This is a genomic window from Trinickia sp. NRRL B-1857, from assembly GCF_050470685.1.
Taxonomy (GTDB): domain Bacteria; phylum Pseudomonadota; class Gammaproteobacteria; order Burkholderiales; family Burkholderiaceae; genus Trinickia.
Genome location: NZ_JBFLUK010000001.1, coordinates 517,791 through 542,802, shown reverse-complemented (window position 1 = coordinate 542,802; position 25,012 = coordinate 517,791). Strand labels below are relative to the sequence as shown.

The 25,012-nt window shown below is 61.0% G+C and carries 23 protein-coding genes and 1 pseudogene; 11 read left to right on the top strand and 13 right to left on the bottom strand.

What is annotated here, in order from left to right; translation table 11 throughout:
• Positions 1–114 precede the first annotated feature (114 nt).
• The 6 genes and pseudogenes from AB1286_RS02505 to AB1286_RS02480 all read left to right on the top strand — a co-directional run bounded on the left by AB1286_RS02505 (position 115) and on the right by AB1286_RS02480 (position 5,747).
• A complete protein-coding gene (locus tag AB1286_RS02505; RefSeq protein ID WP_430361775.1) occupies positions 115–1,092 on the top strand; it encodes a hypothetical protein in 978 nt (325 codons plus the stop codon).
• A gap of 68 nt (positions 1,093–1,160) precedes the next feature.
• A pseudogene (locus AB1286_RS02500) lies at positions 1,161–1,505 on the top strand (immunity 52 family protein); the annotation flags it as partial.
• A 23-nt stretch (positions 1,506–1,528) separates the two neighbouring features.
• Positions 1,529–2,350: a competence protein CoiA gene (locus AB1286_RS02495; protein WP_430361774.1), complete on the top strand. Its 822-nt coding sequence runs from the start codon at positions 1,529–1,531 to the stop codon at positions 2,348–2,350.
• A gap of 827 nt (positions 2,351–3,177) precedes the next feature.
• A protein-coding gene (locus AB1286_RS02490) for an IS3 family transposase (protein WP_430361773.1) occupies positions 3,178–4,358 on the top strand; the annotation gives its coding sequence in 2 pieces (ribosomal slippage) (positions 3,178–3,430 and positions 3,430–4,358; 1,182 coding nt in all).
• A gap of 72 nt (positions 4,359–4,430) precedes the next feature.
• On the top strand, positions 4,431–4,745 hold the full coding sequence (locus AB1286_RS02485; protein WP_430361772.1) for a hypothetical protein: 315 nt from the start codon (positions 4,431–4,433) through the stop codon (positions 4,743–4,745).
• Positions 4,746–4,808: 63 nt separating this feature from the next.
• On the top strand, positions 4,809–5,747 hold the full coding sequence (locus tag AB1286_RS02480; protein WP_430361771.1) for a hypothetical protein: 939 nt from the start codon (positions 4,809–4,811) through the stop codon (positions 5,745–5,747).
• Positions 5,748–5,781: 34 nt separating this feature from the next.
• On the opposite strand, the gene AB1286_RS02475 is transcribed toward AB1286_RS02480, so the two are convergent.
• Both AB1286_RS02475 and AB1286_RS02470 read right to left on the bottom strand, forming a co-directional pair.
• Complete coding sequence (locus AB1286_RS02475) at positions 5,782–6,009, bottom strand: hypothetical protein (RefSeq protein WP_430361770.1); 228 nt, start codon at positions 6,007–6,009, stop codon at positions 5,782–5,784.
• Positions 6,010–6,155: 146 nt separating this feature from the next.
• On the bottom strand, positions 6,156–6,425 hold the full coding sequence (locus tag AB1286_RS02470; protein WP_430361769.1) for a helix-turn-helix transcriptional regulator: 270 nt from the start codon (positions 6,423–6,425) through the stop codon (positions 6,156–6,158).
• Between the two features lie 436 nt (positions 6,426–6,861).
• Between AB1286_RS02470 and AB1286_RS02465 the strand changes: the two genes are divergently transcribed.
• Together AB1286_RS02465 and AB1286_RS02460 are read left to right on the top strand one after the other, a co-directional pair.
• Positions 6,862–7,488, top strand: coding sequence for a DUF47 domain-containing protein (locus AB1286_RS02465; protein WP_430361768.1), 627 nt, complete (start codon positions 6,862–6,864; stop codon positions 7,486–7,488).
• 18 nt (positions 7,489–7,506) lie between these two features.
• Positions 7,507–8,517, top strand: coding sequence for an inorganic phosphate transporter (locus AB1286_RS02460; protein ID WP_430361767.1), 1,011 nt, complete (start codon positions 7,507–7,509; stop codon positions 8,515–8,517).
• 120 nt (positions 8,518–8,637) lie between these two features.
• On the opposite strand, the gene AB1286_RS02455 is transcribed toward AB1286_RS02460, so the two are convergent.
• From AB1286_RS02455 to AB1286_RS02405, 11 genes are all read right to left on the bottom strand, one after another.
• The gene (locus tag AB1286_RS02455; RefSeq protein WP_430361766.1) at positions 8,638–9,669 is read right to left on the bottom strand and encodes a C40 family peptidase; all 1,032 of its coding nucleotides are present in this window, start codon (positions 9,667–9,669) and stop codon (positions 8,638–8,640) included.
• A gap of 288 nt (positions 9,670–9,957) precedes the next feature.
• Complete coding sequence (locus AB1286_RS02450; RefSeq protein ID WP_430361765.1) at positions 9,958–11,781, bottom strand: PhoH family protein; 1,824 nt, start codon at positions 11,779–11,781, stop codon at positions 9,958–9,960.
• 328 nt (positions 11,782–12,109) lie between these two features.
• Positions 12,110–12,571, bottom strand: coding sequence for a peroxiredoxin (locus AB1286_RS02445; protein WP_430361764.1), 462 nt, complete (start codon positions 12,569–12,571; stop codon positions 12,110–12,112).
• 79 nt (positions 12,572–12,650) lie between these two features.
• Positions 12,651–13,547, bottom strand: coding sequence for a 4-deoxy-4-formamido-L-arabinose-phosphoundecaprenol deformylase (locus AB1286_RS02440; protein ID WP_430361763.1), 897 nt, complete (start codon positions 13,545–13,547; stop codon positions 12,651–12,653).
• A gap of 42 nt (positions 13,548–13,589) precedes the next feature.
• Positions 13,590–14,666 carry a bifunctional UDP-4-keto-pentose/UDP-xylose synthase gene (locus AB1286_RS02435; RefSeq protein ID WP_430361762.1) on the bottom strand — a complete coding sequence of 359 codons (1,077 nt, stop codon included), beginning with the start codon at positions 14,664–14,666 and terminating at the stop codon, positions 13,590–13,592.
• Positions 14,663–15,610: a formyltransferase gene (locus AB1286_RS02430; RefSeq protein WP_430361761.1), complete on the bottom strand. Its 948-nt coding sequence runs from the start codon at positions 15,608–15,610 to the stop codon at positions 14,663–14,665. Before AB1286_RS02430 ends, AB1286_RS02435 begins: the two co-directional genes overlap by 4 nt.
• On the bottom strand, positions 15,607–16,641 hold the full coding sequence (locus tag AB1286_RS02425; RefSeq protein ID WP_430361760.1) for a glycosyltransferase: 1,035 nt from the start codon (positions 16,639–16,641) through the stop codon (positions 15,607–15,609). Before AB1286_RS02425 ends, AB1286_RS02430 begins: the two co-directional genes overlap by 4 nt.
• A gap of 6 nt (positions 16,642–16,647) precedes the next feature.
• Complete coding sequence (locus tag AB1286_RS02420) at positions 16,648–17,802, bottom strand: DegT/DnrJ/EryC1/StrS family aminotransferase (protein ID WP_430361759.1); 1,155 nt, start codon at positions 17,800–17,802, stop codon at positions 16,648–16,650.
• A gap of 110 nt (positions 17,803–17,912) precedes the next feature.
• Positions 17,913–18,284, bottom strand: coding sequence for an SMR family transporter (locus tag AB1286_RS02415; RefSeq protein ID WP_430361758.1), 372 nt, complete (start codon positions 18,282–18,284; stop codon positions 17,913–17,915).
• Positions 18,285–18,311: 27 nt separating this feature from the next.
• Entirely contained in the window at positions 18,312–20,048 is a 1,737-nt protein-coding gene (locus tag AB1286_RS02410; RefSeq protein WP_430361757.1) for a glycosyltransferase family 39 protein, read from the bottom strand.
• Positions 20,049–20,156: 108 nt separating this feature from the next.
• Positions 20,157–20,531, bottom strand: a complete 375-nt coding sequence (locus tag AB1286_RS02405) for an Mth938-like domain-containing protein (RefSeq protein WP_430361756.1) — start codon at positions 20,529–20,531, stop codon at positions 20,157–20,159.
• 340 nt (positions 20,532–20,871) lie between these two features.
• On the opposite strand from AB1286_RS02405, the gene AB1286_RS02400 reads away from it, so the two are divergent.
• The 3 genes from AB1286_RS02400 to thrC all read left to right on the top strand — a co-directional run bounded on the left by AB1286_RS02400 (position 20,872) and on the right by thrC (position 25,011).
• Complete coding sequence (locus tag AB1286_RS02400; RefSeq protein WP_430361755.1) at positions 20,872–22,119, top strand: pyridoxal phosphate-dependent aminotransferase; 1,248 nt, start codon at positions 20,872–20,874, stop codon at positions 22,117–22,119.
• Between the two features lie 80 nt (positions 22,120–22,199).
• Positions 22,200–23,525 (top strand): homoserine dehydrogenase, encoded by a 1,326-nt coding sequence (locus AB1286_RS02395; protein WP_430361754.1) that lies wholly within the window; start codon positions 22,200–22,202, stop codon positions 23,523–23,525.
• Between the two features lie 34 nt (positions 23,526–23,559).
• Positions 23,560–25,011, top strand: coding sequence for a threonine synthase (thrC, locus tag AB1286_RS02390; protein ID WP_430361753.1), 1,452 nt, complete (start codon positions 23,560–23,562; stop codon positions 25,009–25,011).
• The last annotated feature ends 1 nt before the right edge of the window (position 25,012 follow it).

Below are 25,012 nucleotides of genomic sequence, written 5' to 3'. Positions count from 1 at the left end.
GCTGCCGATGGATGCTAACTTGGCCGCAACAACACAACGAGGGTAGAAAATTTCATTCAAGCCGTCTATAACTACACAAGGGCTCGTGTATTGAAGAGTCAGATGGAGTGAGCTATGAAAACGGGGATGGCAGCTCTGCTGGCTGCGTGTGAACTGATGTCCGGATGCTGTTTGCTCTGCACGCCGAATAAAGAACAGGTCAGCCCGATCGGTGCTCAACTCAACGGGTGGTCCGCCTATCAAAGCACCCTAGCCAATTGGCTAAACACCGATATCGGACGGCCAAACAACATGCGTGTCGCAGCGGTCAAGATTGCTTTTCCAATAGGGACAGTGCTACGCGGCGATGATTCCAATACCGAGATTTCCAATACTTGTTTATATAACCATGCTGATTTGCCTCTGCCGGATCTTGGGCCGATCATACCGAGCTTTACTGCGAACAGGGCAGTCAGGATTTCTGCCGACCCCGGTGACTTGCTTACTCATGCGATACCGCAGCTACAGGCGTTGAATATTTCCCTTAGCACAGGCCCCTCTTTGCGTGCGGATATTTCGGACATATCAACCCAGATACTATCTGAATCAGCAACTATGTCGATTCTTAAAAATCCGGCGTGCCTTACGGCGGTGGACGGTGCGAAGGTGTCCATCATTCGCGGCTACATTTCTGCGAAATATACGGTTTCCAATACGGATGGTATGAAGTTTGGTGCTGACGCAAAGGTGATGAACACCGATTTGGCATCAATCACCTATGACGGCACGGGTTCATTTTCGGTTACTGATGCTCAAGCGGAACCGAAGTTCTACATCTTGTCCGACGGGAAGATTAATAGCAAATACATATTGGCTGGCGGATCAGTCTTGGAGTCGGTCTCTTTAGCTGGTGCAGCGGTCAACCCTAGCAACCTTGCTGGTGCATGTGCCGCAGTAAAGAGCATAGTTCTCGACCATCCGACTACGACGGACTCGTCAGCATCTATTGGGATGTTCGGCTCGTTGGAGGAATGCAAAAACTACATACAATCATGCGCCACCAGTCCAAGCGCTATGAAAAAATGCATAGCCAGCAGCCTTACTAGCCAATAATTGAAACGCTTCTTCCTACGGGGGAGATTGACCTGCGGGAGAAGACAGAACCGGCGCAATAACTTGCCGACTTCGCTGCGATGGAGGGCGTAGTTTCTGCGGTCGCCCGAGTCCACAACCCCGTCTATGTGTTGGTCGGGCCAAGAGCGTATTCCGAGAAACATGTGTTCGACGAAAAGCCCGGTGTCCGCTGGATGCTGTACATCCCGAAGGTCATCACAGTGCAGCAGGTGCCCGAGGCTCGCGCGCTGATTCCTGTACCGGAAACGAGTAGAAAACAAATCGGAACGATCATCGTGAGCGTCACGGATGCCGTATTTTTGGCCGATAACTCGGAGCATGTGGAGGTTGCGAACCGCATCGAAATTCGCTTGGTCGATCAGGACTTGCTGCCGTCCTACGCGGATATCTAAAAAACGCCAACGAGGGATGATAGGTGCAGTTCGCCATCGTTGAAGATCAGCGCCGCGAGGCGTTTCCAGGTGGTCACGGCTCTTGCCCTACGTGCGGTGCAGCCGCCATTGCGAAATGCGGTCCCCGCGTGATGCACCATTGGGCGCACGCCAGCCGCCGCGACTGCGACCCGTGGTGGGAGAACGAAACGCCGTGGCACCGCGAATGGAAAAAACTGTTTCCTGCTGACTGCCGCGAAATCTCACACGTCGCCCCTGACGGTGAAATTCATCGGGCCGATATCAAAACTCCGACAGGTATCGTCGTCGAGGTGCAACATTCGGCAATTACCGATGCCGAACGTGTGTCGCGTGAAGCGTTCTACGGCAACCTTGTGTGGATCATCGACGGGCGTGGATTTCGGCGGAACTTCGATATTTGCCACGCTCTGCCGGATCCGGCATCGGAGGTTGCCCGCGATCTTGTTTGGGTAAAGGCGACGCGCGATTCGGAGGGAGCATTCTTTCGTCTATCGCAATGCCTGACCTATAACCCTAAGGCGACTAAGGCCGACCTTGGCGACGGCTTGCACGAGATTCACCCGATACGCAGAGTTGAGAGTCAATTGAACGCGACGTATAGCGGGCATCATCAATACGATTGGGTTCGACCGCGCCGCACGTGGCTCGATGCCACATGCCCGGTCTACATCGATTTTGGCGAAGACTGGCTGGCGCAATTGATGGCGTACGACGAATCAGGACTCCGCTGCATGCGCTACGTGGCAAAACGGAAATTCGTCCACGATGCTATGGTCGAGACGGACGCGCGCGCCATTGCGACACGTTTCTATCCCATCGGTTGAGTGCAGGGTTCGCCGGCAGTGTTGGGCGGCGATTCGTTCGCAACGGCGTCATGTTGAATTCCGCGACGGTCGGGGTTCGTTCGCCTTTCGCGCGCGTTCGGCGTTTGGATTTTTTCGTGACGGGGAAATTGACGGGGAACGAGCATACCGCCGCCATGTAGATCGTTATGAATCAACAGCTTATTGGCGATCCGTAGATTTTGATCGAGAATATGTAAGCGCGAGTTCGGGGGCGTTCGCCAACGTCCCGTGAAGTGCCGAAAACCCAGCTAAATCAATTGATTGGCTGGGTTTTTTATTGCACGACCGTGCAGCGAGGTTCAGGGTCGCGAAAATCTGAAATCTCCACTTCCGATCGGGCCAATATTTCATGCTGGTGGAAGCTGCGTAACAGATTCGTCGCGTGAACGGTAGTAAAACGAAAGCGGCTCGATGACCGGTTTTTCGTTTCTGAGCGCCGGGCTCGACGCACCATTAGCGGAAGATGCAAAGCAAATAATCTTTTCGGGTCCCTAAAGTTTTTCTGACCCCGTGCCGATAATTCGTCTGATGAATAGGTATCCGGTTCGTCGGCCCGAGCTCAGGCGTTGCGCTCGGGCTTTTGTTCAACATATGAGAAAAACTATGAAACGACAGATCACGAAGAAATTGCTGTTGGCCGCAGTGCTGTCTTCCGCTTTTGTTGGCGCTCACGCGCAAACTACCGGTGCGATCACGAAAACAACGACGCCTTCGAGCGTCCTCATTTATTCGAACGGTACTGAGCTTGCCCCCGCAAAACGAATCCCTTGCTGAGCGTTTAAACTCAAGCAAGGAGAGTCAAGAAGATGAACAAGACGACGCGGGCGCGCTACACGCTCGAATTCAAGCTGGAAGCGGTTCGGCTGGTCAAGGCCGGTCAGAGCGTTGCGGCGGTCGCCGCGACGCTGGATTTACCGGCGCAGTCGATTTCCAACTGGCTGAAGGCTGAGCAGGAAGGCAAGCTTGGCGGGGCCGGCACAAAGCCGGTGAGCCCGGAGCAGATGGAACTGTCGAGGCTGCGCGCCGAAGTTGCACGCTTAAAGATGGAGCGCGATATTTTAAAAAAAGCGTGCGCGTACTTCGCGAAGGAGTCGACGTGAAGTACGCGTTCATCGAGCGCAATCGCCATCACTGGCCGATTTCGGTGCTGTGCGAGGTGCTCGATGTGAGCCCTAGCGGCTTTCATCAGCGGCGGCAACGTACCGCGCAGGACAAGCCCCGCCGAAGCCGCGTAAGCGACGATGCGCTGCTGGCGCATATCAAGGCGATTCACGCAGAGGTCAAAGGCGAGTACGGCTGGCCGCGCATGTGGAAAGAGCTGGTTGCACGCGGCGTTCGCGTTGGCAAGGAGCGTGTACGCAAACTGATGGCACAGCATGGTATCCGGGCCCGGCACAAGCGCAAATACATCGCGACGACGAACTCGAACCACAACCTGCCGGTGGCGCCGAACTTGTTGGCGCGCAACTTTACGGCGACGGCGCCGAATCAGGTCTGGACAAGCGACATCACGTACTGTGCGACGGCCGAAGGCTGGGTTTATCTGGCGGTCATCATCGACCTGTTCAGCAGACAGGTGGTGGGCTGGTCGATGCAGTCACACATGAAAGCAGAACTGGTCACCGACGCGCTGCGTATGGCGTGGTTCCGGCGCCGCCCAGACGCTGGCGTCATCGTCCATAGCGACAGGGGCAGTCAGTATTGCAGCGGGCTCTTCCAGGACTCGCTAAGAGCGTACGGTATGCGTTCCTCAATGAGCCGGCGTGGCGACTGTTGGGATAATGCGCCAACCGAAAGCCTATGGGGTTCGCTGAAAGTCGCACGCCTGCATGGTCGGCACTTCGTGACGCGGCGTGCTGCAATGGATGAAATCGTCGACTGGCTTGGCTTTTATAATTCGCGCCGGCTACACTCGACGCTCGACTACGTCAGCCCCATGACGTTCGAGAAAAACTGGTTCGCCGCTCAGCAGGGGCGAGCCGCATAAAGCTCTCAGCTATGGGATTCGCGAAACAGGGGCAAGGTCAGTACCGGTGGGTCGGACGGGGAATTTTTCTCGTTGACCGGACCTGATTTTCCGGGCTCGCAACTCGGTGCAACAAAGACGCTGACCGGCTTGAACGTTCAGATTACGTCTTATGTCGGCGCAACGAGCGATGCTGTTTCCGTCTGCTACTTTGCGCCTTACACGACGCAACCTGCACAGTGTGTCTACAATCTCGCCGCCGGAACGAACAACAATATCGCTGCTTTCAACAATTATTTCTTTGGCCAAGGCGCGTCGGTTCGAATTATGCATAACATGACCGGATCGCCTCATGCAAGGCTGAACCCGGTAGGTACCGAAACGGTGACTTACAACTACTCGTATTGATGAGTCTGCGCCCCGCGTTGCTTTCTCACGCGGGGCCGTTGATTTGATGAAATGGGGCCTCTTATGGAAATCAGTTCGAACCTTTCGATGGCGACCAACGGTACCACCGCCAACGCTGCTACAGTCAAATCGGCCGTAACGCCGACGACAAATGATGCGGCTGGCTCGACTGCTGCATATGCCTCTGCTTCGACGCAACCGGCGCAGACGGATAGTGTAAGTCTTAGCGGCGAAGCGATTATGCTTTCGCGATTGTACGGCTCGGAACAGGCGGTTCCGGCAACGCCGCTAGTCGGAATGTCACAAGCGAACGTCGGCGCAAATCCTGTCATGTGGCTCACTGCTGATGATCGCAGCGCACTGTCGGGTATGTACGCGTATGCACAGCAGACGGGGGCGGATCCACGTTATGTGGACTACGTGGCGTTTCAGCTTGCATATTACCGGCAAACCGAAGGCACGCCTGTGTCGAACTGGAATGATACGCCGCGATACGATAATGAGGGCCATCGCCTTACCTTCTATTTCAGTGATGAAGATGCGGCGTCGGCAAAGGCGATTCAAAGCAACAGTAGTAACACAAAGCTAGACCAAGGGTTCTTGAATTACATTTTAGACCCCGGCTACGGTCAGAATCACATTATGAATTTCCAGTTTCTGGAAAAGTATGCAACGCGCGATGCAACTGCTGATAATACGAATTCGCTTGCGGCAGAATTCGGGACGTTTGCTGTTAAGCAGGAGCAGCTATCCACCGCATCTAAAGGGGTGGAATTCCATCAAGAAGAACCGGATACCATTAATGATAATGGCGTGTTCAGCATTACCGCCAAGGGCGTGAAAGATGGCTTTGTGATGATGAACGGTCAACCAGTTCAGGTGGACAGGACGAATTCCGTTCAGTTGAAAAATGGACACGTCGCGCTGAATATCCAAAAGCCGTCTTTCACGAAGATGCTGCTCACGATGATGAAAAATGTCGCTACTTCACGTAGCAGGTGAAAACCGGTTCATTGCCCGGTTTATTTTTGCACTGTCAATAGGTCGGTGGTTTCGAGTTTTTTACCGCTTCGACATTGGATGTCATGCTAATGTGCTGCTTTAGTCCCTGTTGATGGACGGCCAGCAAACCGAAAATGACACTGCCAACTTTCCGGGCGAGTTCGTCATCGAGCTTGAAATCTACCTCATCCAGCGGCCTCGGCACGACCAAGGCCGCGTATAGGCGTTTGGCAAGCGAATCGCGAAACGGAAATTCGTTCACGACGCGATGGTCGAGAGGGACGCCCGAGCCATCGCAACGGGCTTTTATCCGATCCGAGAATTCGGTGCGTGCACCGAATAAATTCTTGGGCTGCTCAAAAACTGCGCCTCCGTTACATCTCGGCGGCGCAGTTTTTCCCGGAGCGGTTATGACGCATCGGGCAGCGACGCGATGTAATCGTCAATTTCTGACTCTATCCACCCGACCACGCGCGCACTGAGCTTTTTGCGAGCCGGAAAATTCTCGTCCTGCGCTATCAATTGGTAAACCTTCGCGCGGCTGATACCCGAGCGTTCCTCGACTTCAACGGGGCGCAAAATGCGATTGCCGCCTTTGGCGCTGTCGTGTTCGCGTCTGACCTTGCCGACCGGTTTGCGTTTCGGCACGAGCCCGGTGATAAAGTCTGCGCGGCTCAAGCGGGCTGGTTCCTTTACCATTTTCGTTTCCTTTGATCCATCTGTAGTCGCTGCATGCGGCCAAAATCTTTCGGGCTATCGACGGCCCGAGACGTTGCTGAACAAATCCGTTCAACGAACTCCATTTGCTGGGGCACGCGAAATTCGGCAGTTTTTTTGTGACGGTGGGGCCGCCCTTGCTGAAACGGTGGCGGTTGCGCCGCCGCCACGGACAGGGGCACGCCGGTTGCGATGGTGACCGGGGGCAGGTCGCTTTCCGGTACACTGTGCGCCGTCACAAATTTGTCACCTACAGCCGCCGTGCGAGGTCGCCCGGGAAGTCGCGATATCTACGGGCGAACGGCCAAAGTCGAAATGCGTATGAGGCGCAAAAAGCGTCGAAGCGGTAGGTGTCGCGCTCATAACTGATTGATTTTAAGCGGTTTTAGTTAATCCTATGTTCGGTCGATTCATGCCCACCGAGGGCAAGTTCTTTGAAATTTTCAACGAGCACGCGAAGTGCATCGTTTCTGCGAGCGAGGAGCTCGAACGACTCGTCGACAACCTCAGCGAAGCCGAAGTCCACAAGCAGCGCGTGCAGGCCAGCGAAAAGGCGGCAGACAAACTGACGCACGAGACGATCGACCTGCTGCACAAGACTTTCATCACGCCGCTCGACCGCGACGAGATTCATAAGCTCATCACGACGATGGACGACATCCTCGATTTGATGGAGGACGTCGCGACGGCCGTGTCGCTCTACGACGTGCAGGTCATGACGTCGGAGGCGAGCCAGTTGGCGCACATCTGCACGCAAACGGCCAAGCACGTCCAAAACGCCGTGAACATGCTGTCGGACATGAGCCAGGCGCGTCAGATCCTCAGCGCCTGCGAGGAAATCGATCGTCTCGAATCGGAGGCCGATCGGGTCCTGCGCGCGGCGATGTCGAAGCTGTTCCGCGAGGAAGACAACGTCAAGACGCTCATCAAGCTCAAGGCCGTGTACGAGTTGCTCGAATCGATCACGGACAAGTGCGAAGATGTGGCGAACATCATCGAAGGCATCGTGTTGGAAAACGCGTAACGCGGGCGGACGATACCGATGCAATCGATTCAGATCGCCACATGGGGTCTCGCGACGTTGATCATCGTCGCGCTGGCCTTCGATTTCATGAACGGCTTTCACGACGCGGCCAACTCGATCGCGACCGTCGTGTCGACGGGTGTGCTCAAGCCGCAACAGGCCGTCGCGTTTGCCGCGGCCTGCAACGTCATCGCTTATTTCATCTTCCACCTCAAGGTCGCGCAGACGGTCGGCAAGGGCACGATCGATCCGAAGATCGTCGACCACTATGTCATTTTCGGCGCCTTGGCCGGCGCGATCGTTTGGAACATCCTGACCTGGCGCTTCGGCATCCCGGCGAGCTCCTCGCATGCGCTGATCGGCGGGCTTGTGGGTGCTGCGCTGGCCAAATCGGGCTGGTGGGCGTTGAACATCGACGGCATCTTGAAGACCGTCGCATTCATTTTCATCTCGCCGCTGCTTGGTTTCGTGCTGGGCTCGTTCTTCATGACCGCCGTGTCGTGGATCTACTTCCGAACGCCGCCAAGCAAAGTCGATCGGCGCTTCCGGCGTTTGCAATTCATTTCGGCCGGTCTGTATAGCCTCGGGCACGGCGGGAACGATGCGCAAAAGACGATCGGCATCATTTGGATGCTGTTGATCGCCACCGGTTACGCATCGGCTACCGCCTCCGCGCCGCCGGTATGGGTGATCGGCGCATGTTATCTGTCGATGGGTCTCGGCACGCTCTTCGGCGGCTGGCGGATCGTGCGCACGATGGGGCAAAAGATCACGAAGCTCAAACCGGTCGGCGGTTTTTGCGCCGAAGCGGGTGGTGCGATCACGCTGTTCCTGGCATCGGCGATCGGCGTGCCCGTCTCGACGACGCACACGATCACGGGCGCCATCGTCGGCGTGGGCGCGACGCGCAAGCTATCGGCCGTGCGTTGGGGCGTAGCCGGTAGCATCGTCTGGGCATGGGTTCTAACGATCCCGGCCTCGGCGCTCCTGTCCGCGGCCGCTTGGTGGCTCGGACACCGGTTCCTGTAATCGAAGAATCGAAGGCGAGGTGCGGCCCGGAACGATGGGTCGCTTGACACGCTCGTGCAAGAGCGATGCTTGGGCTTGCGGCCCTAGCATCGCTTTTTTCATTTTGGGAAGCCGCGCGGATCAATCGCCGTTGTTGGCGAACCGGGCAATCGGGTCGTCGCTGGTCGAAGTCGGCGCACGTTCGCCGCTTGGCATCGTCGAAGCGCGCATGACCTGCACGTTCGATTCCGCGGGCATAGGGTGTACTGATACGGCGCCGGCTCGACGGGCCTGCTGCGCCGCCTGACGAGCGACCGGCGGAGGCGGCTCGAAGGCGTCGGCTGCGGCCGCGATCGCGTCTTCGCCATCCGCGGCGGTAGCCGGGGCGGGCGGGGCGGGCACCGGAGCAGGCGCCGTCGATGCGACGGCGGGCGCCGGTGCGACGGTTGGCGCCGGCGCCGTCGATGCGGCCGGCTGTTCGGGCATCTGCGCCGCGGCAACCGGTAATGCGTTTGTCGTCGCCGTGCCCGTGCCTACGGCCGCAACGGCCGATTGTCTTGGTTGCGCAGCCGGCGAATCCGGTTTCGCCGGCATGCGCGGCGCCGCGAGTTCGGTCGGCGCATCGAACGGCGAGTTGGGCTTGAGCGGCGCGGCGACGCGCCGGATGCCGTCGAAGTGTTTGGCCCAGTAGGGATTGGTCAGATAGTCGAGCCGCACGGTGCCGCCGGTCGAAGGCGCATTCACGAAGCGCAGCTTCCCGACGTAGATTCCCACATGCGAGTGGGCTCGGCCTGTCGTGTTGAAAAAGATCAAATCGCCCGGTGCGATTTCATCGGGCTCGATCGTTTCCCCTCGATGACTCATATCGGCCGTCGTTCGCGGCAAATCGACCTCGGCGGCGCGCGCGACGACATACCTCACGAGACCGCTGCAATCGAACCCGCTGTCGGGCGTATTGCCGCCCCAACGATACGGGATGCCGATGAGGCTCATTGCCTCGATCGAGATTTCCTCGCGGCCGGTACTGTGATCGACGAAGCGCGGGAAGCCGGGCGGCATGGTCCGCCACGTGTTTTCGCCCAATGTCGCGCCGCTCGAGCGCACGGCCCTCGGCGGCGCGCTCGAGCACGCGGCCAAGAACAGCACGACAAGAATGACAAGCCAAGATCTCATGGAGCGATCAACCGTGGGTGCACGACGCGAGGCCGCGGACTGGCCAGGGGAAGTGCTCCGGCCAGCAGCAGCACCTCTCGCAACGCGCTGTTGCGGCCGATAGTAGCCCTGCCGGCGGGCCTTCGGCAAGAATTCTTCATAATTTACTTGAAGTTCGGCCGGGATGCGTTGCGGTGCACCGACATACAAGCACGAGCAAGTGCTGCGACCCCAAAAAAGAAAAACGCCCGGCAAGCCGGGCGTTTGAGCCATCGCGGCGACCGGAACCGAGACGGTCCCGGCGGTCGATCAGAGGATGTCGGAGGCGTAGTCTGCGAGCCGCGAACGTTCGCCGCGGGCAAGCGTGACATGGCCGCTGTGCGTCCAGCCTTTGAAGCGATCGACGACGTAAGTCAGCCCCGAACTGCCTTCGGTGAGATACGGCGTATCGATCTGCGCGATGTTGCCGAGGCAGACGATCTTGGTGCCGGGGCCCGCGCGCGTCACGAGCGTCTTCATTTGTTTCGGCGTCAGGTTTTGCGCTTCGTCGATGATGAGGTACTTGTCGACGAACGTTCGGCCACGCATGAAATTCATGCTCTTGATCTTCAAGCGGGAGCGGATCAGCTCCTGCGTGGCGGCGCGGCCCCATTCGCCCGCGCTGTCTTCCGTGCGTTGCAGCACTTCGAGGTTGTCGTCGAACGCGCCCATCCAAGGCTGCATCTTCTCTTCCTCGGTCCCGGGCAAGAAGCCGATATCCTCGCCCACGGGCACCGTCGCCCGCGTCACGATGATCTCGTTGTAGCGCTTCTCGTCGAGCACCTGGGCGAGGCCCGCGGCCAGCGCGACGAGCGTCTTGCCGGTACCGGCTTGACCCAGCAGCGTCACGAAGTCGATGTCGGGGTTCATCAAGAGGTTCAGCGCGAAATTCTGCTCGCGATTGCGCGCGGTGATCCCCCAAACATTGTTCTTGTGATGGCTGTAGTCGCGTAGCGTCTGTAGCACGGCCGTTTTGCCGTTCAGCTCGCGCACGATAGCCTGGAACGGCGGTTCGCCCGTTTGCGGCTCAAGATAGACGAACTCGTTGACGAGCAGCGAAGGACACAACGGACCGGTGACACGGTAATACGTGGTGCCGGTCTTGTTCTCCTGCCAGCTTTCCATGCCCTTGGCGTGCTTCGTCCAAAAGTCTTGGGGCAGCGCGCGTACGCCCGAGAACAAGAGATCCTTGTCCTCGAGCACCTGGTCGTTGAAGTAATCTTCGGCCGGCAGACCGAGCGCGTGCGCTTTGATCCGCATGTTGATGTCTTTCGACACCAGCACGACTTGACGATCTTGGCGATCGCGCTGCAACGCGCGAACGACGCCCAGAATCTGATTGTCGGCCTTGCCCTGCGGTAGCCCCTCGACGGGCTCGATGTCCGCTAGCTTCGTCTGGAAGTACAGCCGCCCGAGTGCTTCCCGGCTGCCGAGTCCGGCGAGCGGCAGCCCCTCGGTGATCACTCCGGCGTTCGCCACGAGCGAATCGAGCGTCCGGCTGACCTGGCGCGCATTGCGGGCAACTTCCGACATCCCCTTCTTATGATTGTCGAGTTCCTCGAGCGTCATCATCGGCAGATAGACGTCGTGTTCCTCGAAGCGGAAGAGGCAGGTCGGATCGTGCATCAGCACATTCGTATCGAGGACGAAGAGCTTGCGCAATTCGGTCTCGACCACGGCTGCTTTCGTCGTCCGGGGCTTGGCGGCGCCGCGCGTGGCGCTCGCTTGCGCGGCCGGCTCCGTGACCGCGGCCGGTTCTTGCTTGCGTGCTTGCGCGGGAGCCGGGGCGGCGGCGGGCGTCGCCGGCTGCGTCACGGGCTGCAATAGCGCGGCGGTCTGCTTCGTTTTACGGCTACGCGGGGCGGGAGCGGGCTCGGCGGCCGGGGAGGATTGCATCGGGCGCACCGTTGCGCCTGCGTTGGCGGCCGTGCCCATCGGGGCGGCGACATGGGCGGTCGCGCCGTACTCGGCCGCTTCGGTTTGCTCCCCCATCGTCCCCTGTTTTTTGGCGCCACGCGCCGGCCTGGCTTTCGCCTTGAATTCATCGGGCGGCAATAGACTGCCGAGCTTGCTGGGCGGGGTAGGCAAAGGCATGGTTTCCCTCAAAGAATCGGGTCGCATCTCGTGCGCCGTCGAACGCTCGACCCCTCGTTCGCGGGGGGCCGGCTATCGCACGGCGCGTTTCAGGTTTCGGTTCGCCGGTTCGCCTAGATTTCGATCAGCTCCTTCGCAAGAGACCGGCGGCGAGCAACGACGAAGCCGCCGAAAAACAAAAAAGCCGCCGCTCCTGTTGCGATGGAGCAAGCGGCTCGGTTTCGAGCGTCGCGCGGCGCCTGACAGATGAAACGTCGATCTGATCGACGGCGCTCAAGCGGACAAGACGAAGTGAACGGGAACTCATTGCAACGCAATATAACGCGCGTCAAAGTGCTTGTACAGCCTCCAGCGTTTCATCGACATGCCCAGGGACTTTTACCCCACGCCATTCGCGCCTAAGGACGCCTTCTCCGTCGATCAGGAACGTCGAACGCTCGATGCCACGCACTTCTTTGCCATACATCTTTTTCATTTTGATGACGCTAAACAGCGTGCACAGCGCCTCGTCGGCATCCGAAATCAACGGAAACGGCAACTCCAGCTTGGATTTGAAGTTTTCGTGCGAACGCAGGCTGTCCCGAGACACACCGACGATTTCAGCGCCGGCCTTCTTGAACTTCGGATACAGGTCGCGAAACTGCAAACCCTCTGTCGTGCAGCCCGGCGTGTTGTCTTTCGGATAGAAGTACAAGACGAGCTTCTTGCCGCGCAGGCCGGACAGCGTGAAATCGCCGCCCGTCGCGGGGGCCGAAAAATCAGGGACGGGTTGGTCGACTGCAATGGGCACGTGGTTCTCCTGTTTTTATCGCGCAAATGGTCGAGTGGGCCGATGCGGGTGGCATGGCCGCCGGGCCAGCGGCGCTCGCTCAGTCCGGTTGGACGATGAGCTCGCCCGAACGCCCCGGAATCGCACCCCAGGTGACAGGGTACGATGGCAACTGGCCGAGGTCCAGCGCGGCATGGTAATCGCCCATCGTCGCAAATGTGTGACCCTGAGCGTGCCAGCCCGCCAGTAGCCGCTCGAAGATGGGCGCAAGCTTTTGCCCCTCGAGCTCGGCGTGCAGCGTGAAGACTTGATCGGTGGGGCTGCGTTCGGTCGCGGCGAGCAGGCGCTCGGCGACGTTGGATTCGTCGCAGCCGTCCACGCCGATCAACTCGTCTAGTGTGGGCAACGTCGTCGGCAACTGCACGTGATTTAGCGTCTTGCCGCCCACGACAGGCCGATAGGGCGAGTGGCCGCGCCCATCGGACGCGTAGCGCATGCCCCAAGCGTCGATCTGCTCGAACGCATGCTCGTTCATCTGCCAGCCCGCCGAACCGTGCGTGGCGGGCGGCGCGCCGAAGACGTCGACGAACCGGGCAAAGCTTTTTTGCATCTCGCCGGCGGTCCAGGCTTGCCCGCGCGAGCGCACGTTGTCCTGCCAATAGACGTGATCCCACGTGTGAATGCCGCACTCGAAGCCGGCCTCGTGGATGGCGCGCATCTCGGCTGTCGCCCGCAGGCCGATGTCGGGGCCCGGCAACAACACGCCGTACATCAGTTGCTTGATGCCGTAATGCTCGAGCACCGACGTGCGCGAAACCTTCTTCAAGAAGCCCGGCCGCAACACGCGCCGCAGCGCCCAGCCCGTATGATCCGGGCCGAGGCTGAATAGGAAGGTCGCGCGCGCCTTGAAGCGGTCGAGCATGCGCGCGAGGTTGGGCACGCCCTCGCGCGTACCGCGCAGGGTGTCGACGTCGATTTTCAGAACGATACGAGGCAACGGCGGTCCTTCAAGCGTGGCGGCTGGGCGGCGAAGCCGAGATTACTGCTGCTCGACGAGTGCGCGCGCTTCGGCCACGTGGCCGCGGTACGCTTCGAAAATCTTGCGCAGCGCCTCGTCGAACGTTGCCTTCGGTGCCCAGTTGAGCTCGGCCATCGTGTTTTCGATCTTCGGCACGCGGTTTTGCACGTCTTGATAGCCCTTGCCGTAGTAAGCGCCCGAGGACGTCTCGACGAGGTTCACGGCCTTCGCCGATTCGGCGTACTCCGGATATTCGGACGCGAGCGCGAGCATCTTGTGGGCGAGCTCGCGCACCGAGAAGTTGTTCGTCGGATTGCCGATGTTGTAGATCTTGCCCGACGCGATGCCGTTCGGATTTTCGATGATCTTCATCAGCGCGCTGATGCCGTCGTCGATATCCGTGAAGGCGCGCTTTTGCGAGCCGCCGTCGACGAGGCTGATGTTCTCCCCGCGCACGATGTGGCCGAGGAACTGCGTGACGACGCGCGAGCTGCCTTCCTTCGGCGTATAGATCGAATCGAGGCCCGGCCCGATCCAGTTGAACGGGCGGAACAGCGTGAAGTTCAGGCCTTCTTGCATGCCGTAACCCCAAATCACGCGGTCCATGAGCTGCTTGGAGCAAGCGTAGATCCAGCGCGGCTTGTTGATCGGGCCGTAGGTGAGCGCCGATGCTTCCGGGTCGAATTCGTCGTCGGCGCACATGCCGTAGACTTCCGACGTCGACGGAAAGACGAGGTGCTTACGGTATTTGACGGCCGAGCGCACGATCGGCAGGTTCGCTTCGAAATCGAGTTCGAACACGCGCAGCGGCTGTTGCACATAGGTGGCAGGCGTTGCGATCGCCACGAGCGGCAAGATCACGTCGCACTTCTTCACGTGATATTCCACCCATTCCTTGTTGATCGTGATGTCGCCTTCGAAGAAGTGCATCCGCTCATGCTGCGTCAGGTCGCCGAGGCGGTCCGTCTGCATGTCCATGCCGAACACTTCCCAGTCGGTCGTCTCGAGGATACGCTTGGATAAATGATGGCCGATGAAGCCATTGACGCCGAGAATGAGGACTTTCTTGGCGGAACGTTCGGTTTTAACGGAATTCATGGGTGGCGGGAACCATAAGTGAGCTGGGCGAACTGCGAAGGCGTGACGACGGTTTCTTGCCCGTCGCGCTGATGCCGCAGCTCGGAAATGACGATGGCGCGCGCGTCGCCGCACACGCCGAAACAAGTATTATCGCTTACGTGCAGACCGGGGGGCAAATCGGCCAGGTGCGCTTGGGCCATGGCCTCTAGGCCGGCCAGGCGAGCACGGGCGACGACGAAGCGATCCTCGCCGATCTCGGTGAAGGCGCCGGGGTAAGGCGGGGCGACCGCGCGGATCAGGTTATAGACCTGCGCCGCGGGTTTGGACCAGTCGATCCGGCCGTCCTCGGGCTTGCGTCCGCCGAAGTAGCTGCCTTTGGCAAGGTCGTTGGGCAGGTGGGGCGCTTCTCCCGCCACGAGCGCGGGCAACACGCGCCAAAGCGTCTGCTCGGCGGCGACGGTGACCTTGTCGAACACCTCTTGCGCCGTGTCGTCGGGCAAGATCGGCACGCTCGTTTGCGCGACGATCGCGCCCGCGTCGGGCTTGGCCGCCATCTCGTGCAACGTCGCGCCCGTCTCGGTTTCGCCGTTCAGCACGGCCCAATTGGTCGGCACACGGCCGCGATACTTGGGCAACAGCGAGCCGTGCATGTTGTAGGCACCGCGCGGCGCGAGCGCAAGCAGCTCGGCCGGCAGCATGTGCCGGTAATAGAACGAGAAGATGAAATCGGGCCTCGCGCGCGAGACCGCCTCGCGAAGCGCCGCCCCGGCCGGATCGGTGGGCGTAATCGTCTCGATGCCGTGCTCGGCCGCGACCTGCGCGACGCTGCCGAACCAAATGCGCTCGGCCGGATTGTCTTCGTGCGTGACGACGAGTGCGACATCGATGCCGCGCGCGAGCAGCACGCGCAAGCAGCGCACGCCGACGTTGTGATAGGCGAAGACGACGGCGCGCGGTTTCATCGGCTGCGCTCCTCGGGGCCTGCTTGGACGCCGCCGGCCACGGCCGGCGCGCGCGCGGTCGAGGGGACGTCGCCGGGGCGCCCTTCGAGGATCGTCTGGACGAGATAGCGAGGCCGTGCGCGCACCTGTTGATAAATGCGGCCGATATACTCGCCGAGCAGGCCCAGCGCGAAGATGATGACGCCGAGCATGAAGAACGTAATGGCGAAGAGCGTGAATACGCCTTGGACTTCAGCGCCGATCACGAAACGCCGTATCACCAACAGGAGAAACAAGCCCGCCGAACCCATCGACAAAATCACGCCGATGAACGAGAGCCATTGCAGCGGCACGACCGAGAAGCCCGTCACAAGGTCGAAATTCAACCGAATGAGGCTGTAGAGCGAGTACTTCGACTCGCCGGCGAAGCGCTCTTCGTGCGCGACGTCGACTTCGATCGGGTTCTGGGCGAACGTATAGGCGAGGGCCGGGATGAACGTGTTGACTTCGCCGCAGCGGTTGATCGTATCGATGATCCCACGGCTGTATGCGCGCAGCATGCAGCCCTGGTCGGTCATCTTGATGTGCGTAATCCGCTCGCGCAGCCGGTTCATCGCGCGCGAAGCCTTGCGCCGCCACAGCGTGTCCTGGCGCTGCATACGGATGGAGCCGACGTAATCGTAGCCCTCCCGCATCTTCGACACGAGCTTGCCGATTTCCTCGGGTGGATTTTGCAAGTCGGCATCGAGCGTAATGACGATTTCGCCGCGCGACGCTTCGAAGCCCGCGAGGATCGCCATGTGTTGGCCATAGTTGCCGTTGAGCAGAACGACCCGGGTGGTATCGGGGCGCGCGCGAAATTGCTCGGCCAGCAGCGCGGCCGACTTGTCGCGACTACCGTCGTTGATGAAGATGACTTCGTAACTCGTGCCCAACGCATCGAGCGCCGGGTACAGGCGTGCGTAGAGGGCGTGCAGTCCCGCTTCCTCGTTGTAGACGGGGATGACGACCGAGACTTCCGGTTGTGCCGGTCGGTGTTCCGTATAACTCATGTCCGCTTATTTCCCATATTGTTCGCAGATCTCATTGACGGCGCCGCACACGCGGGCCACGTCGCGCTCGGTCATCAGCGTGAACAGCGGCAGCGTGACCGTCGTCGCGCCGAAGCGCTCGGCATGCGGGAACATGCCGGGCGCAAAGCCGCGCGCGCGGTAAAGCGTGAACAGGTGAATGGCCGGGTAATGCAAGCCCGAGCCGATCCGGTAATCGTCATGCAGCTTTTGCATGAAGCTCGCGCGGTCGATGGTCAGGCGCTCCAAGGGCAGCGTGATCTGGAACATGTGCCAGTTGCCGTTCTCGAAATCCGCGAGCGGCAGGCCCACGCCGAGCGAGACCGCCGCGCCGCCTTCGAACCCCGCGAAGTAGGCCCGAGCGAGCGCCTTGCGCTGGGTGATAAAGCGCTCGATCTGCGCGAGCTGGCCCAGTCCGACGCGTGCCGCCACGTCGGTGAGATTGTACTTGCCGCCGAGCAGGTCGCAGTCCATGCCGTCGTAGCCCTTGCGCGTGATGCCTTGCAAGCGGTATTTGCGCGCCAGTTCGGCTTCGTCTTCGTTATTCAGCACGAGCGCGCCGCCCTCGATCGAGGTCAGGTTCTTGTTGGCGTGGAAGCTGAAGGAAACGATGTCGCCGAGCTTGCCGATGCGCTCGCCTCGCCAGGTCGAGCCGAAGGCTTGTGCTGCATCCTCGATCACGCGCAGCTTGTAGGCCCGCGCGATCTCGTAGAGACGATCCATATCGACCGGCAAGCCGCCCAGGTAGACGGGAATGATCGCCTTGGTGCGCGGGGTGATCGCCTTTTCCAGCAAACCGAGATCGATATTGCGCGTGACGGGGTCGATGTCGACGAACACCGGCGTTGCGCCCACCTCGAGAATGACGTTCGCCGTGGCGACCCACGATGCCGGCGTGGTGATGACCTCGTCGCCCGGGCCCACGCCCGCGATGCGTAACCCGATTTCGAGCGTAGCCGTTCCCGAGTTGAAGGTGCGAACGGGCCGGCCGCCGCAAAACGCGGAAAGCTGCTCCTCGAATGCCTGATTTTGCGGACCCGTCGTGATCCAGCCCGAGCGCAGCACGTCGGCGACACCGGCGATCGTTTCTTCGTCGATCTCGGGTCGCACGAAAGGCAGGAATGAAAGGGTGTCTTGGGTCATGGGCTTGGCTCGAGTATCGAAGTGTGTAGTTAGGTTGGCGCGGCGCGCGGCGCCGGGCAATGTTTTTCAATGCGTCTCGAAGCGCGGCTGCCGCTTCCGGGGGGGGGCGCTCAGCTTCGCGCCAGTACGAATACGCCGAGCAAGATGATGCCGATACCGACGAGGCGCTGCACGCTCAAGACCTCGCCGAACAAATACCAGGCCGCGAACGCGTTGAGCACGTAGCCGAGCGAGAGCATCGGATAGGCGATCGAGACATCGACGCGCGAGAGCCCGACGATCCAAACGACGACGCTCACCACATAGCAGGCCAGGCCGCCGATGATTGGCAGTTGGGTGGCGAGTTTGAAGCCGATCGGCAGAATATTCGCACGGGTGAATTCGAAGTGTCCAACGGCGTTCGTACCCGCCTTGAGCAACAACTGCGCGCAAGCGTTCAACGTCACGCCGGCCAAAATGCAAAAAAGAGAGATTGGATTCATCAAGTCAAAAAAAGGCGTTGCGGGCGATCAGGGCTTTTCGACGACGACGCGCCGCGCATCGCGGGCGATGACGCGCATCGGCACATGCTGGGCGACGAGGTCGCGATAGCGGTCGGGCGGCATCTCGGCGAGGGCGGGCCCGCCGGCATTCCAGCGGGCGATCCACGCTTCGATCGTCGGTACCCATTTCGACGGCTCTTGCGTGACGCCGAACAGCAATTCGTCGGGGCTGGCGACCATGATCATCGTATGGCCGATATAGAACGGCAACGTATGGTCGAGCATGCCGACGGAATAAAACGGCGCATCGGCCGGCAGGCGAGCCAACTCGGCCTTGACAGCCGGTGCGAGCAGCGCCCCCGAGCTTTGGCGGCCGAAGACTTCGTGGCCGGTGCCGGCGATGGTGCAGAGCGCGACCCAAGCCGCGCCGAACACGGCCGCCGATGCCAGCACGCCGCGCTCCGTGCGTTTGAGGACCGCGAGCGCCGCTAAGGTCAGGACGAACGCCACGCCGAGTGCAACGAATACCCAGATGCGGAAATCGCGATATAGGGCGTTAGGCGTTCGCGCATCGCCGAGGCGCGCGATGAATACGGCGCCGATCGCGGCCGCCACCAGAAAGACGGCGTAACCGACGAGATGGCGGCGCCACGCTTGACGCGATACGTGCGGCAGGTACGCCCCGAACAGGAGGGCGAGCGCCGGCGCGACGGGCAGCACGTACGACACGAGTTTCGAATGCGACGCGCTGAAGAACAGGAAAATGAAGGCGCACCAAATCACGAGCAGCTTGCCCGGCGCGAAGCCGTTCAATTGTCGCGGCTGGGCCAACGCGTAACGGATACTGCGCCAAGCGATGGGCAGCCAGGGCAGGAAGCCTACGAGCAGCACCCAGACGAAGTAGTAGACGGGGCCGGGGCGGTGCTGGTCGGGGGTCAGATATCGATCGAACTGCTGAACGATGAAGAAAAAGTTGAAGAACTCGGGGTTGCGCTGCTGCATCAGCACGAACCACGGCGTCGCGACAGCGAAAAAGACGACGAGGCCGCTCGGCAAGTAGAGCCGTTTCCATAACGCCCAATCGCGCTGGATCAATGAATAGACGACCAGTACGCCGCCCGGCAGCAACAGCCCGATGAGGCCTTTCGACAGTACGGCGAGCGCCATCGCAGCCCAGCACACCCACATCCATCGGCGCGCCTCGCGCGCGCCGATGCCGATGCGCTGCGCGAGCAGCATCGCGCACAACGTGACCTCCATCCAAAAGGAGAGCCCCATGTCGAGCGTATTGAAGTGGCCCATCAGTTGCCAATACGGCGCGCTTGCGAGGACGAGCGCCGCCGCGAAGCCCGCGGCCGGATTGACGAGCCGCGCCGCCGTGTAGCCTGCGACGAGGACGCCGGCAAAGCCCGCGAGGGCGGTGTAAAGCCTTGCTTGCCATGCGCCCATGCCGAACCAGGCGAACGTGAGCGCATTCATCCAGGTTTGCAGCGGCGGCTTTTCGAAATACTTGTAGCCGTTATAGCGGGGCGTGATCCAGTCGCCGGTCACGAGCATCTCGCGCGCCATTTCGGCGTAGCGGCCTTCGTCGCTCGGCACGAGGTGGCGCCAGCCGAGCGGAACGAACCAAAGCAGGGCGAGTGCAAGGACGAGAAGGACGATCGTGAGCCCGCTAACGGGCCAAGACGTCGCCGCGGCCCCGGCGGGCGGCGTGCGGTTCGATGCGACGGCGCTGTCGGCGCGGGAATATCGTTGAAGCGGCATAGGGCGGCGTTCGGGAGGTCTATCGGTGTGAGCGGGCGGCGCGGCTTGCCTGCGCGCACCACACGACATGTGTCGGGCCGGATGCGGGCAGGCAAGCCGCTCGCGCGTTCATCGCTCGATGAGCAGGGCGGCGGCGACGCGCCGGCCTTCGGCCATCAGGATGTTGTAGGTGCGGCAGGCGGCCATGAAATCCATGGTTTCCACGCCGATACGCCGGGCAGCGAGCGCAGCCGTGAGGCGCGGATGCGGGAAACGCAGGCGCGCGCCGCTGCCGAACACGACGAGCTCGGGTGTCTGCTCGAGCAAGAGCTCGAAGTGTTCGGGCGCGAGCGCCTCGAACGACGTGACCGGCCATGCCTGTACAGGCGTGTCGGGCATCAGCAAAATGCTGGTTTCGTGACGCACGAGATTGACGTCGACGTAATGGGTGCCGTAACCGGTCACCGTATTGAGCGCGCCGCTCGAGTCCTGGTGTAATTTCAAATTTGTTTCCGTTGTTTCGTCGGCCCGGGCATGACCGCTCGCGGGCCGCATCGAGGCCGAAAGGGGCTTTCGCGACGAATGGTGCATTGCGAAACTCGGCCGAAATCCGCTAAATTATAACTTTTTAGCCGCCCCGCGGCGCCCAGCATCGTGCACGCGCGCGAGCAAATCCGATTAGTCGCCATTCGGCGCGCCAAAAGTGCGCCGTCAAACGGGCGAACAGGCCGCGCGCGTTTTATCCGGCGAACCCGCCGTCACATGGGCGCAGCAATGCTTTGCGCGCATCCGATACCCGCGCGCTCGGCCCGCGCCCCCCGTCTTTCGGCTCTCCCCAGGAACTGTGCTCGCCGTGAAACCGATTCTTAAATCGAACAAGCTGCTCAACGTCTGCTACGACATCCGCGGGCCTGTGCTTGAGCACGCCAAGCGTCTCGAGGAAGACGGACATCGCATCATCAAGCTGAACATCGGCAACTTGGCGCCGTTCGGGTTCGACGCGCCGGACGAAATCATCCAGGACATGATCCGCAATTTGTCGGCCTCGTCCGGCTATTCGGATTCGAAAGGGGTATTCGCCGCGCGCAAGGCGATCATGCACTACTCGCAGCAAAAGGGCGTGGTCGGCGTCGAACTTGACGACATCTACATCGGCAACGGCGCCTCGGAACTCATCGTCATGGCGATGCAGGGGCTGCTCAACGACGGCGACGAAGTGCTGCTTCCGGCTCCCGACTATCCGCTCTGGACCGCGGCGGTGAGCCTCTCGGGCGGCACGCCGGTGCACTATTTGTGCGACGAATCGAACGCGTGGATGCCCGATCTCGACGATCTTCGCTCGAAAATCACGCCAAACACGCGCGCGCTCGTCGTCATCAATCCGAACAATCCGACGGGGGCGCTCTATTCGGACGAACTTCTGCTCGATCTGCTCGAGATTGCGCGGCAGCACGGGCTCATCGTCTTCGCCGACGAGGTGTACGACAAGATCGTCTACGACGGCAAGAAGCACACGTCGCTCGGCGCGCTCTCGGAGGACGTCGTCACCGTCACGTTCAATAGCCTCTCCAAGAGCTATCGCTCGTGCGGCTATCGCGCTGGCTGGATGTACGTCTCGGGGTTGACCGGCGAAAATCGGCGCCGCGGCAAGGACTACTTCGAAGGACTCGGCATTCTCGCGTCGATGCGGTTGTGTCCGAACGTACCGGGACAGTACGCGATCCAAACGGCGCTCGGCGGCTATCAGAGCATCAACGATCTGATCGCGCCGGGCGGACGGCTGTACCGGCAGCGGCAGGTCGCCTACGAGATGCTCAATGCGATTCCGGGCGTGAGCTGCGTCAAGCCGGAAGCGGCGCTCTACATGTTCCCGCGCCTCGATCCGGAGGTGTATCCGATCAAGGACGATCAGCAATTCATCCTCGATTTGCTGCTCGAGGAGCGCGTGCTGCTCGTACAGGGCAGCGGCTTCAATTGGCCGCGACCCGATCATTTCCGCGTCGTCTTCTTGCCGAACGTGGACGATTTGACCGACTCGATCAACCGCATCGGGCGCTTTCTCGAAGGCTATCGCAAGCGTCACGGCACGTAAGCCGCGGCTTGCGGCGGGCGGCCCCGGCCGGCCGCCTCGCTTTCCCCTTTCATTGAATCATCTAAATTAGAAAACGCTGCATGGAACCGATCAAAGTTGGCTTGTTGGGCTTCGGCACGGTGGGCAGCGGCACCTTCACGGTGCTGCGCCGCAACCAGGAAGAAATCAAACGCCGCGCCGGCCGTGGGATCGAGATTGCCCGCATCGCGGTGCGCAATCCGGCCAAGGCGCTGGCCGCGCTCGGCGAGGCCGCGAACACGGTGCAACTCGGCAGCGATTTCGACGCCGTCATCGACGATCCCGCTATCGATATCGTGGCCGAAATGATCGGCGGCACCGGCATCGCACGCGAGCTCGTGCTGCGGGCCATCTCGAAGGGCAAACACGTGGTGACGGCCAATAAAGCGCTGCTGGCCGTGCACGGCACCGAGATTTTCGCGGCTGCGCGCGCCCAAGGCGTCATGGTGGCGTTCGAGGCGGCCGTGGCCGGCGGCATTCCGATCATCAAGGCCCTGCGAGAAGGGCTGACCGCCAATCGGATTCAGTCGATCGCGGGGATCATCAACGGCACGACGAACTACATCCTCTCGGAGATGCGCGAGCGCGGCGTCGATTTCGCGACGGCGCTGGCCGGCGCCCAAGCGCTGGGCTATGCTGAAGCCGATCCGACGTTCGATATCGAAGGCGTAGACGCGGCCCACAAGCTCACGATCATGAGTGCGATCGCGTTCGGGATCCCGATGCAGTTCGATCGTGCGTACGTCGAAGGGATCAGCAAGCTCGCGTCGATCGACATCAAATACGCCGAGGACCTCGGCTACCGGATCAAGCTGCTCGGGATTACGCGTCGCACCGAGCGCGGCATCGAGCTGCGCGTGCATCCGACGCTGATCTCGGCGAAGCGACTGCTCGCGAGCGTCGAAGGCGCGATGAACGCGGTGGAAGTCCACGGCGACGCAGTCGGCACGACGCTTTACTACGGTAAGGGCGCCGGCGCCGAGCCGACCGCCTCGGCTGTCGTTGCCGATCTCGTCGACGTGACGCGTTTGCATACCGCCGATCCGGGCCACCGCGTGCCGCACCTCGCATTCCAACCGCAAAGCTTGGCCGATACGCCGGTGCTGCCGATCGAGGAAGTGACGAGCGGCTATTACCTGCGTCTGCGGGTGGCCGACGTGACGGGCGTGCTGGCCGATATCACGCGCATCCTGGCCGAGGCCGGCATTTCGATCGACGCCTTGCTGCAAAAGGAAGCCGAGCAGATCGCGGACAACGGCGAGACCGACGTCATCATCATCACGCACGACACGCTCGAAAAGAATGTGAATGCGGCTATCGCGCGCATCGAGGCTCTTTCGACCGTCGTCTCGAACGTCACCAAGCTGCGGATCGAAGCCCAGGGCTAAGTCCGACACCGAAATCGAAGTTATCGAGTTGACCATGAACTACATTTCCACGCGCGGCGCCGGCATCGGTGAGCGCCATACGTTTTCCGACATCTTGCTCACCGGGCTCGCCAAGGACGGTGGCTTATATCTGCCGGCCGACTATCCGCGTGTGACGTCCGAGGAACTCGCACGCTGGCGTGCGTTGCCGTACGCCGATCTCGCCTTCGAAGTGCTGAGCAAGTTCTGCGACGATATTCCCTCAGCCGATCTGCTCCAACTGACGCATCGTACCTATCGCGCCGACGTCTATCGCAACGTGCGCGCCGGCGAGAATGCGGGCGACATTACGCCGCTTACGCCGCTCGGTGTCGAAAACGGGGCGCAGTTGTCGCTGTTGGCCCTGTCGAACGGGCCGACGCTTGCGTTCAAGGATATGGCGATGCAGTTGCTCGGCAATTTGTTCGAGTACACGCTTGCGAAGCACGGGCAAACGCTGAACATCCTCGGCGCGACGTCGGGCGACACGGGCAGCGCCGCCGAGTATGCGATGCGCGGCAAGGCCGGCATCCGCGTGTTCATGCTTTCGCCGCATCGTAAGATGAGCGCGTTCCAGACCGCGCAGATGTACAGCTTGCAGGAGCCGAACATCTTCAATTTGGCCGTCGAAGGGGTGTTCGACGATTGCCAAGACATCGTGAAAGCAGTCTCGAACGATCACGCTTTCAAAGCGCGGCACCGGATCGGCACGGTCAACTCGATCAACTGGGCGCGTGTCGTTGCCCAGGTCGTGTACTACTTCAAGGGTTATTTCGCGGCGACGCAGTCGAACGACGAGCGCGTCTCGTTCACGGTGCCGTCGGGCAACTTCGGCAACGTCTGCGCCGGGCATATCGCGCGGATGATGGGGTTGCCGATCGAAAAGCTCGTCGTCGCCACGAACGAGAACGACGTGCTCGACGAGTTCTTCCGCACGGGCAGCTATCGCGTGCGCGGCGCGGCGCAGACTTACCACACGACGAGCCCGAGCATGGACATCTCCAAGGCGTCCAACTTCGAACGCTTTGTCTTCGATCTGCTCGGCCGAGATCCGGGGCGCGTGCTTCAACTGTTCCGCGACGTCGAAGAAAAGGGCGGGTTCGATTTGGCCGCGAGCGGAGACTTCGCACGGGTGCGGGAGTTCGGCTTCGTCTCGGGGCGCAGCACGCACGACGATCGCGTTGCAACGATCCGCGACGTCGATGCGCGCTACGGCCAGGTCATCGATACGCATACGGCCGATGGGCTTAAGGTCGCCCGCGAGAACTTGGATCCCGGCGTGCCGATGATCGTGCTGGAAACCGCGCAGCCGATCAAGTTCGGCGAGACGATTCTTGAAGCGCTCGGGCGCGATCCCGAGCGGCCCGCTGCATTCGCCGGGCTCGAATCGCTCCCGCAGCGCTTCGACGTACTCCCGGCCGACGCAGCCCGGGTGAAGGCGTTCATCGCCGACCACACGGGCGATTGAC

What these genes read in the sequence shown, in the direction of transcription:
- thrC (WP_430361753.1), top strand. Translation starts at nt 23,560, where the DNA reads ATGAACTACATTTCCACGCGCGGCGCCGGCATCGGTGAGCGCCATACG.
- AB1286_RS02480 (WP_430361771.1), top strand. Translation starts at nt 4,809, where the DNA reads ATGGAAATCAGTTCGAACCTTTCGATGGCGACCAACGGTACCACCGCC.
- AB1286_RS02415 (WP_430361758.1), bottom strand. Translation starts at nt 18,284, where the DNA reads ATGAATCCAATCTCTCTTTTTTGCATTTTGGCCGGCGTGACGTTGAAC.
- AB1286_RS02395 (WP_430361754.1), top strand. Translation starts at nt 22,200, where the DNA reads ATGGAACCGATCAAAGTTGGCTTGTTGGGCTTCGGCACGGTGGGCAGC.
- AB1286_RS02455 (WP_430361766.1), bottom strand. Translation starts at nt 9,669, where the DNA reads ATGAGATCTTGGCTTGTCATTCTTGTCGTGCTGTTCTTGGCCGCGTGC.
- AB1286_RS02505 (WP_430361775.1), top strand. Translation starts at nt 115, where the DNA reads ATGAAAACGGGGATGGCAGCTCTGCTGGCTGCGTGTGAACTGATGTCC.
- AB1286_RS02430 (WP_430361761.1), bottom strand. Translation starts at nt 15,610, where the DNA reads ATGAAACCGCGCGCCGTCGTCTTCGCCTATCACAACGTCGGCGTGCGC.
- AB1286_RS02420 (WP_430361759.1), bottom strand. Translation starts at nt 17,802, where the DNA reads ATGACCCAAGACACCCTTTCATTCCTGCCTTTCGTGCGACCCGAGATC.
- AB1286_RS02425 (WP_430361760.1), bottom strand. Translation starts at nt 16,641, where the DNA reads ATGAGTTATACGGAACACCGACCGGCACAACCGGAAGTCTCGGTCGTC.
- AB1286_RS02460 (WP_430361767.1), top strand. Translation starts at nt 7,507, where the DNA reads ATGCAATCGATTCAGATCGCCACATGGGGTCTCGCGACGTTGATCATC.
- AB1286_RS02450 (WP_430361765.1), bottom strand. Translation starts at nt 11,781, where the DNA reads ATGCCTTTGCCTACCCCGCCCAGCAAGCTCGGCAGTCTATTGCCGCCC.
- AB1286_RS02465 (WP_430361768.1), top strand. Translation starts at nt 6,862, where the DNA reads ATGTTCGGTCGATTCATGCCCACCGAGGGCAAGTTCTTTGAAATTTTC.
- AB1286_RS02410 (WP_430361757.1), bottom strand. Translation starts at nt 20,048, where the DNA reads ATGCCGCTTCAACGATATTCCCGCGCCGACAGCGCCGTCGCATCGAAC.
- AB1286_RS02435 (WP_430361762.1), bottom strand. Translation starts at nt 14,666, where the DNA reads ATGAATTCCGTTAAAACCGAACGTTCCGCCAAGAAAGTCCTCATTCTC.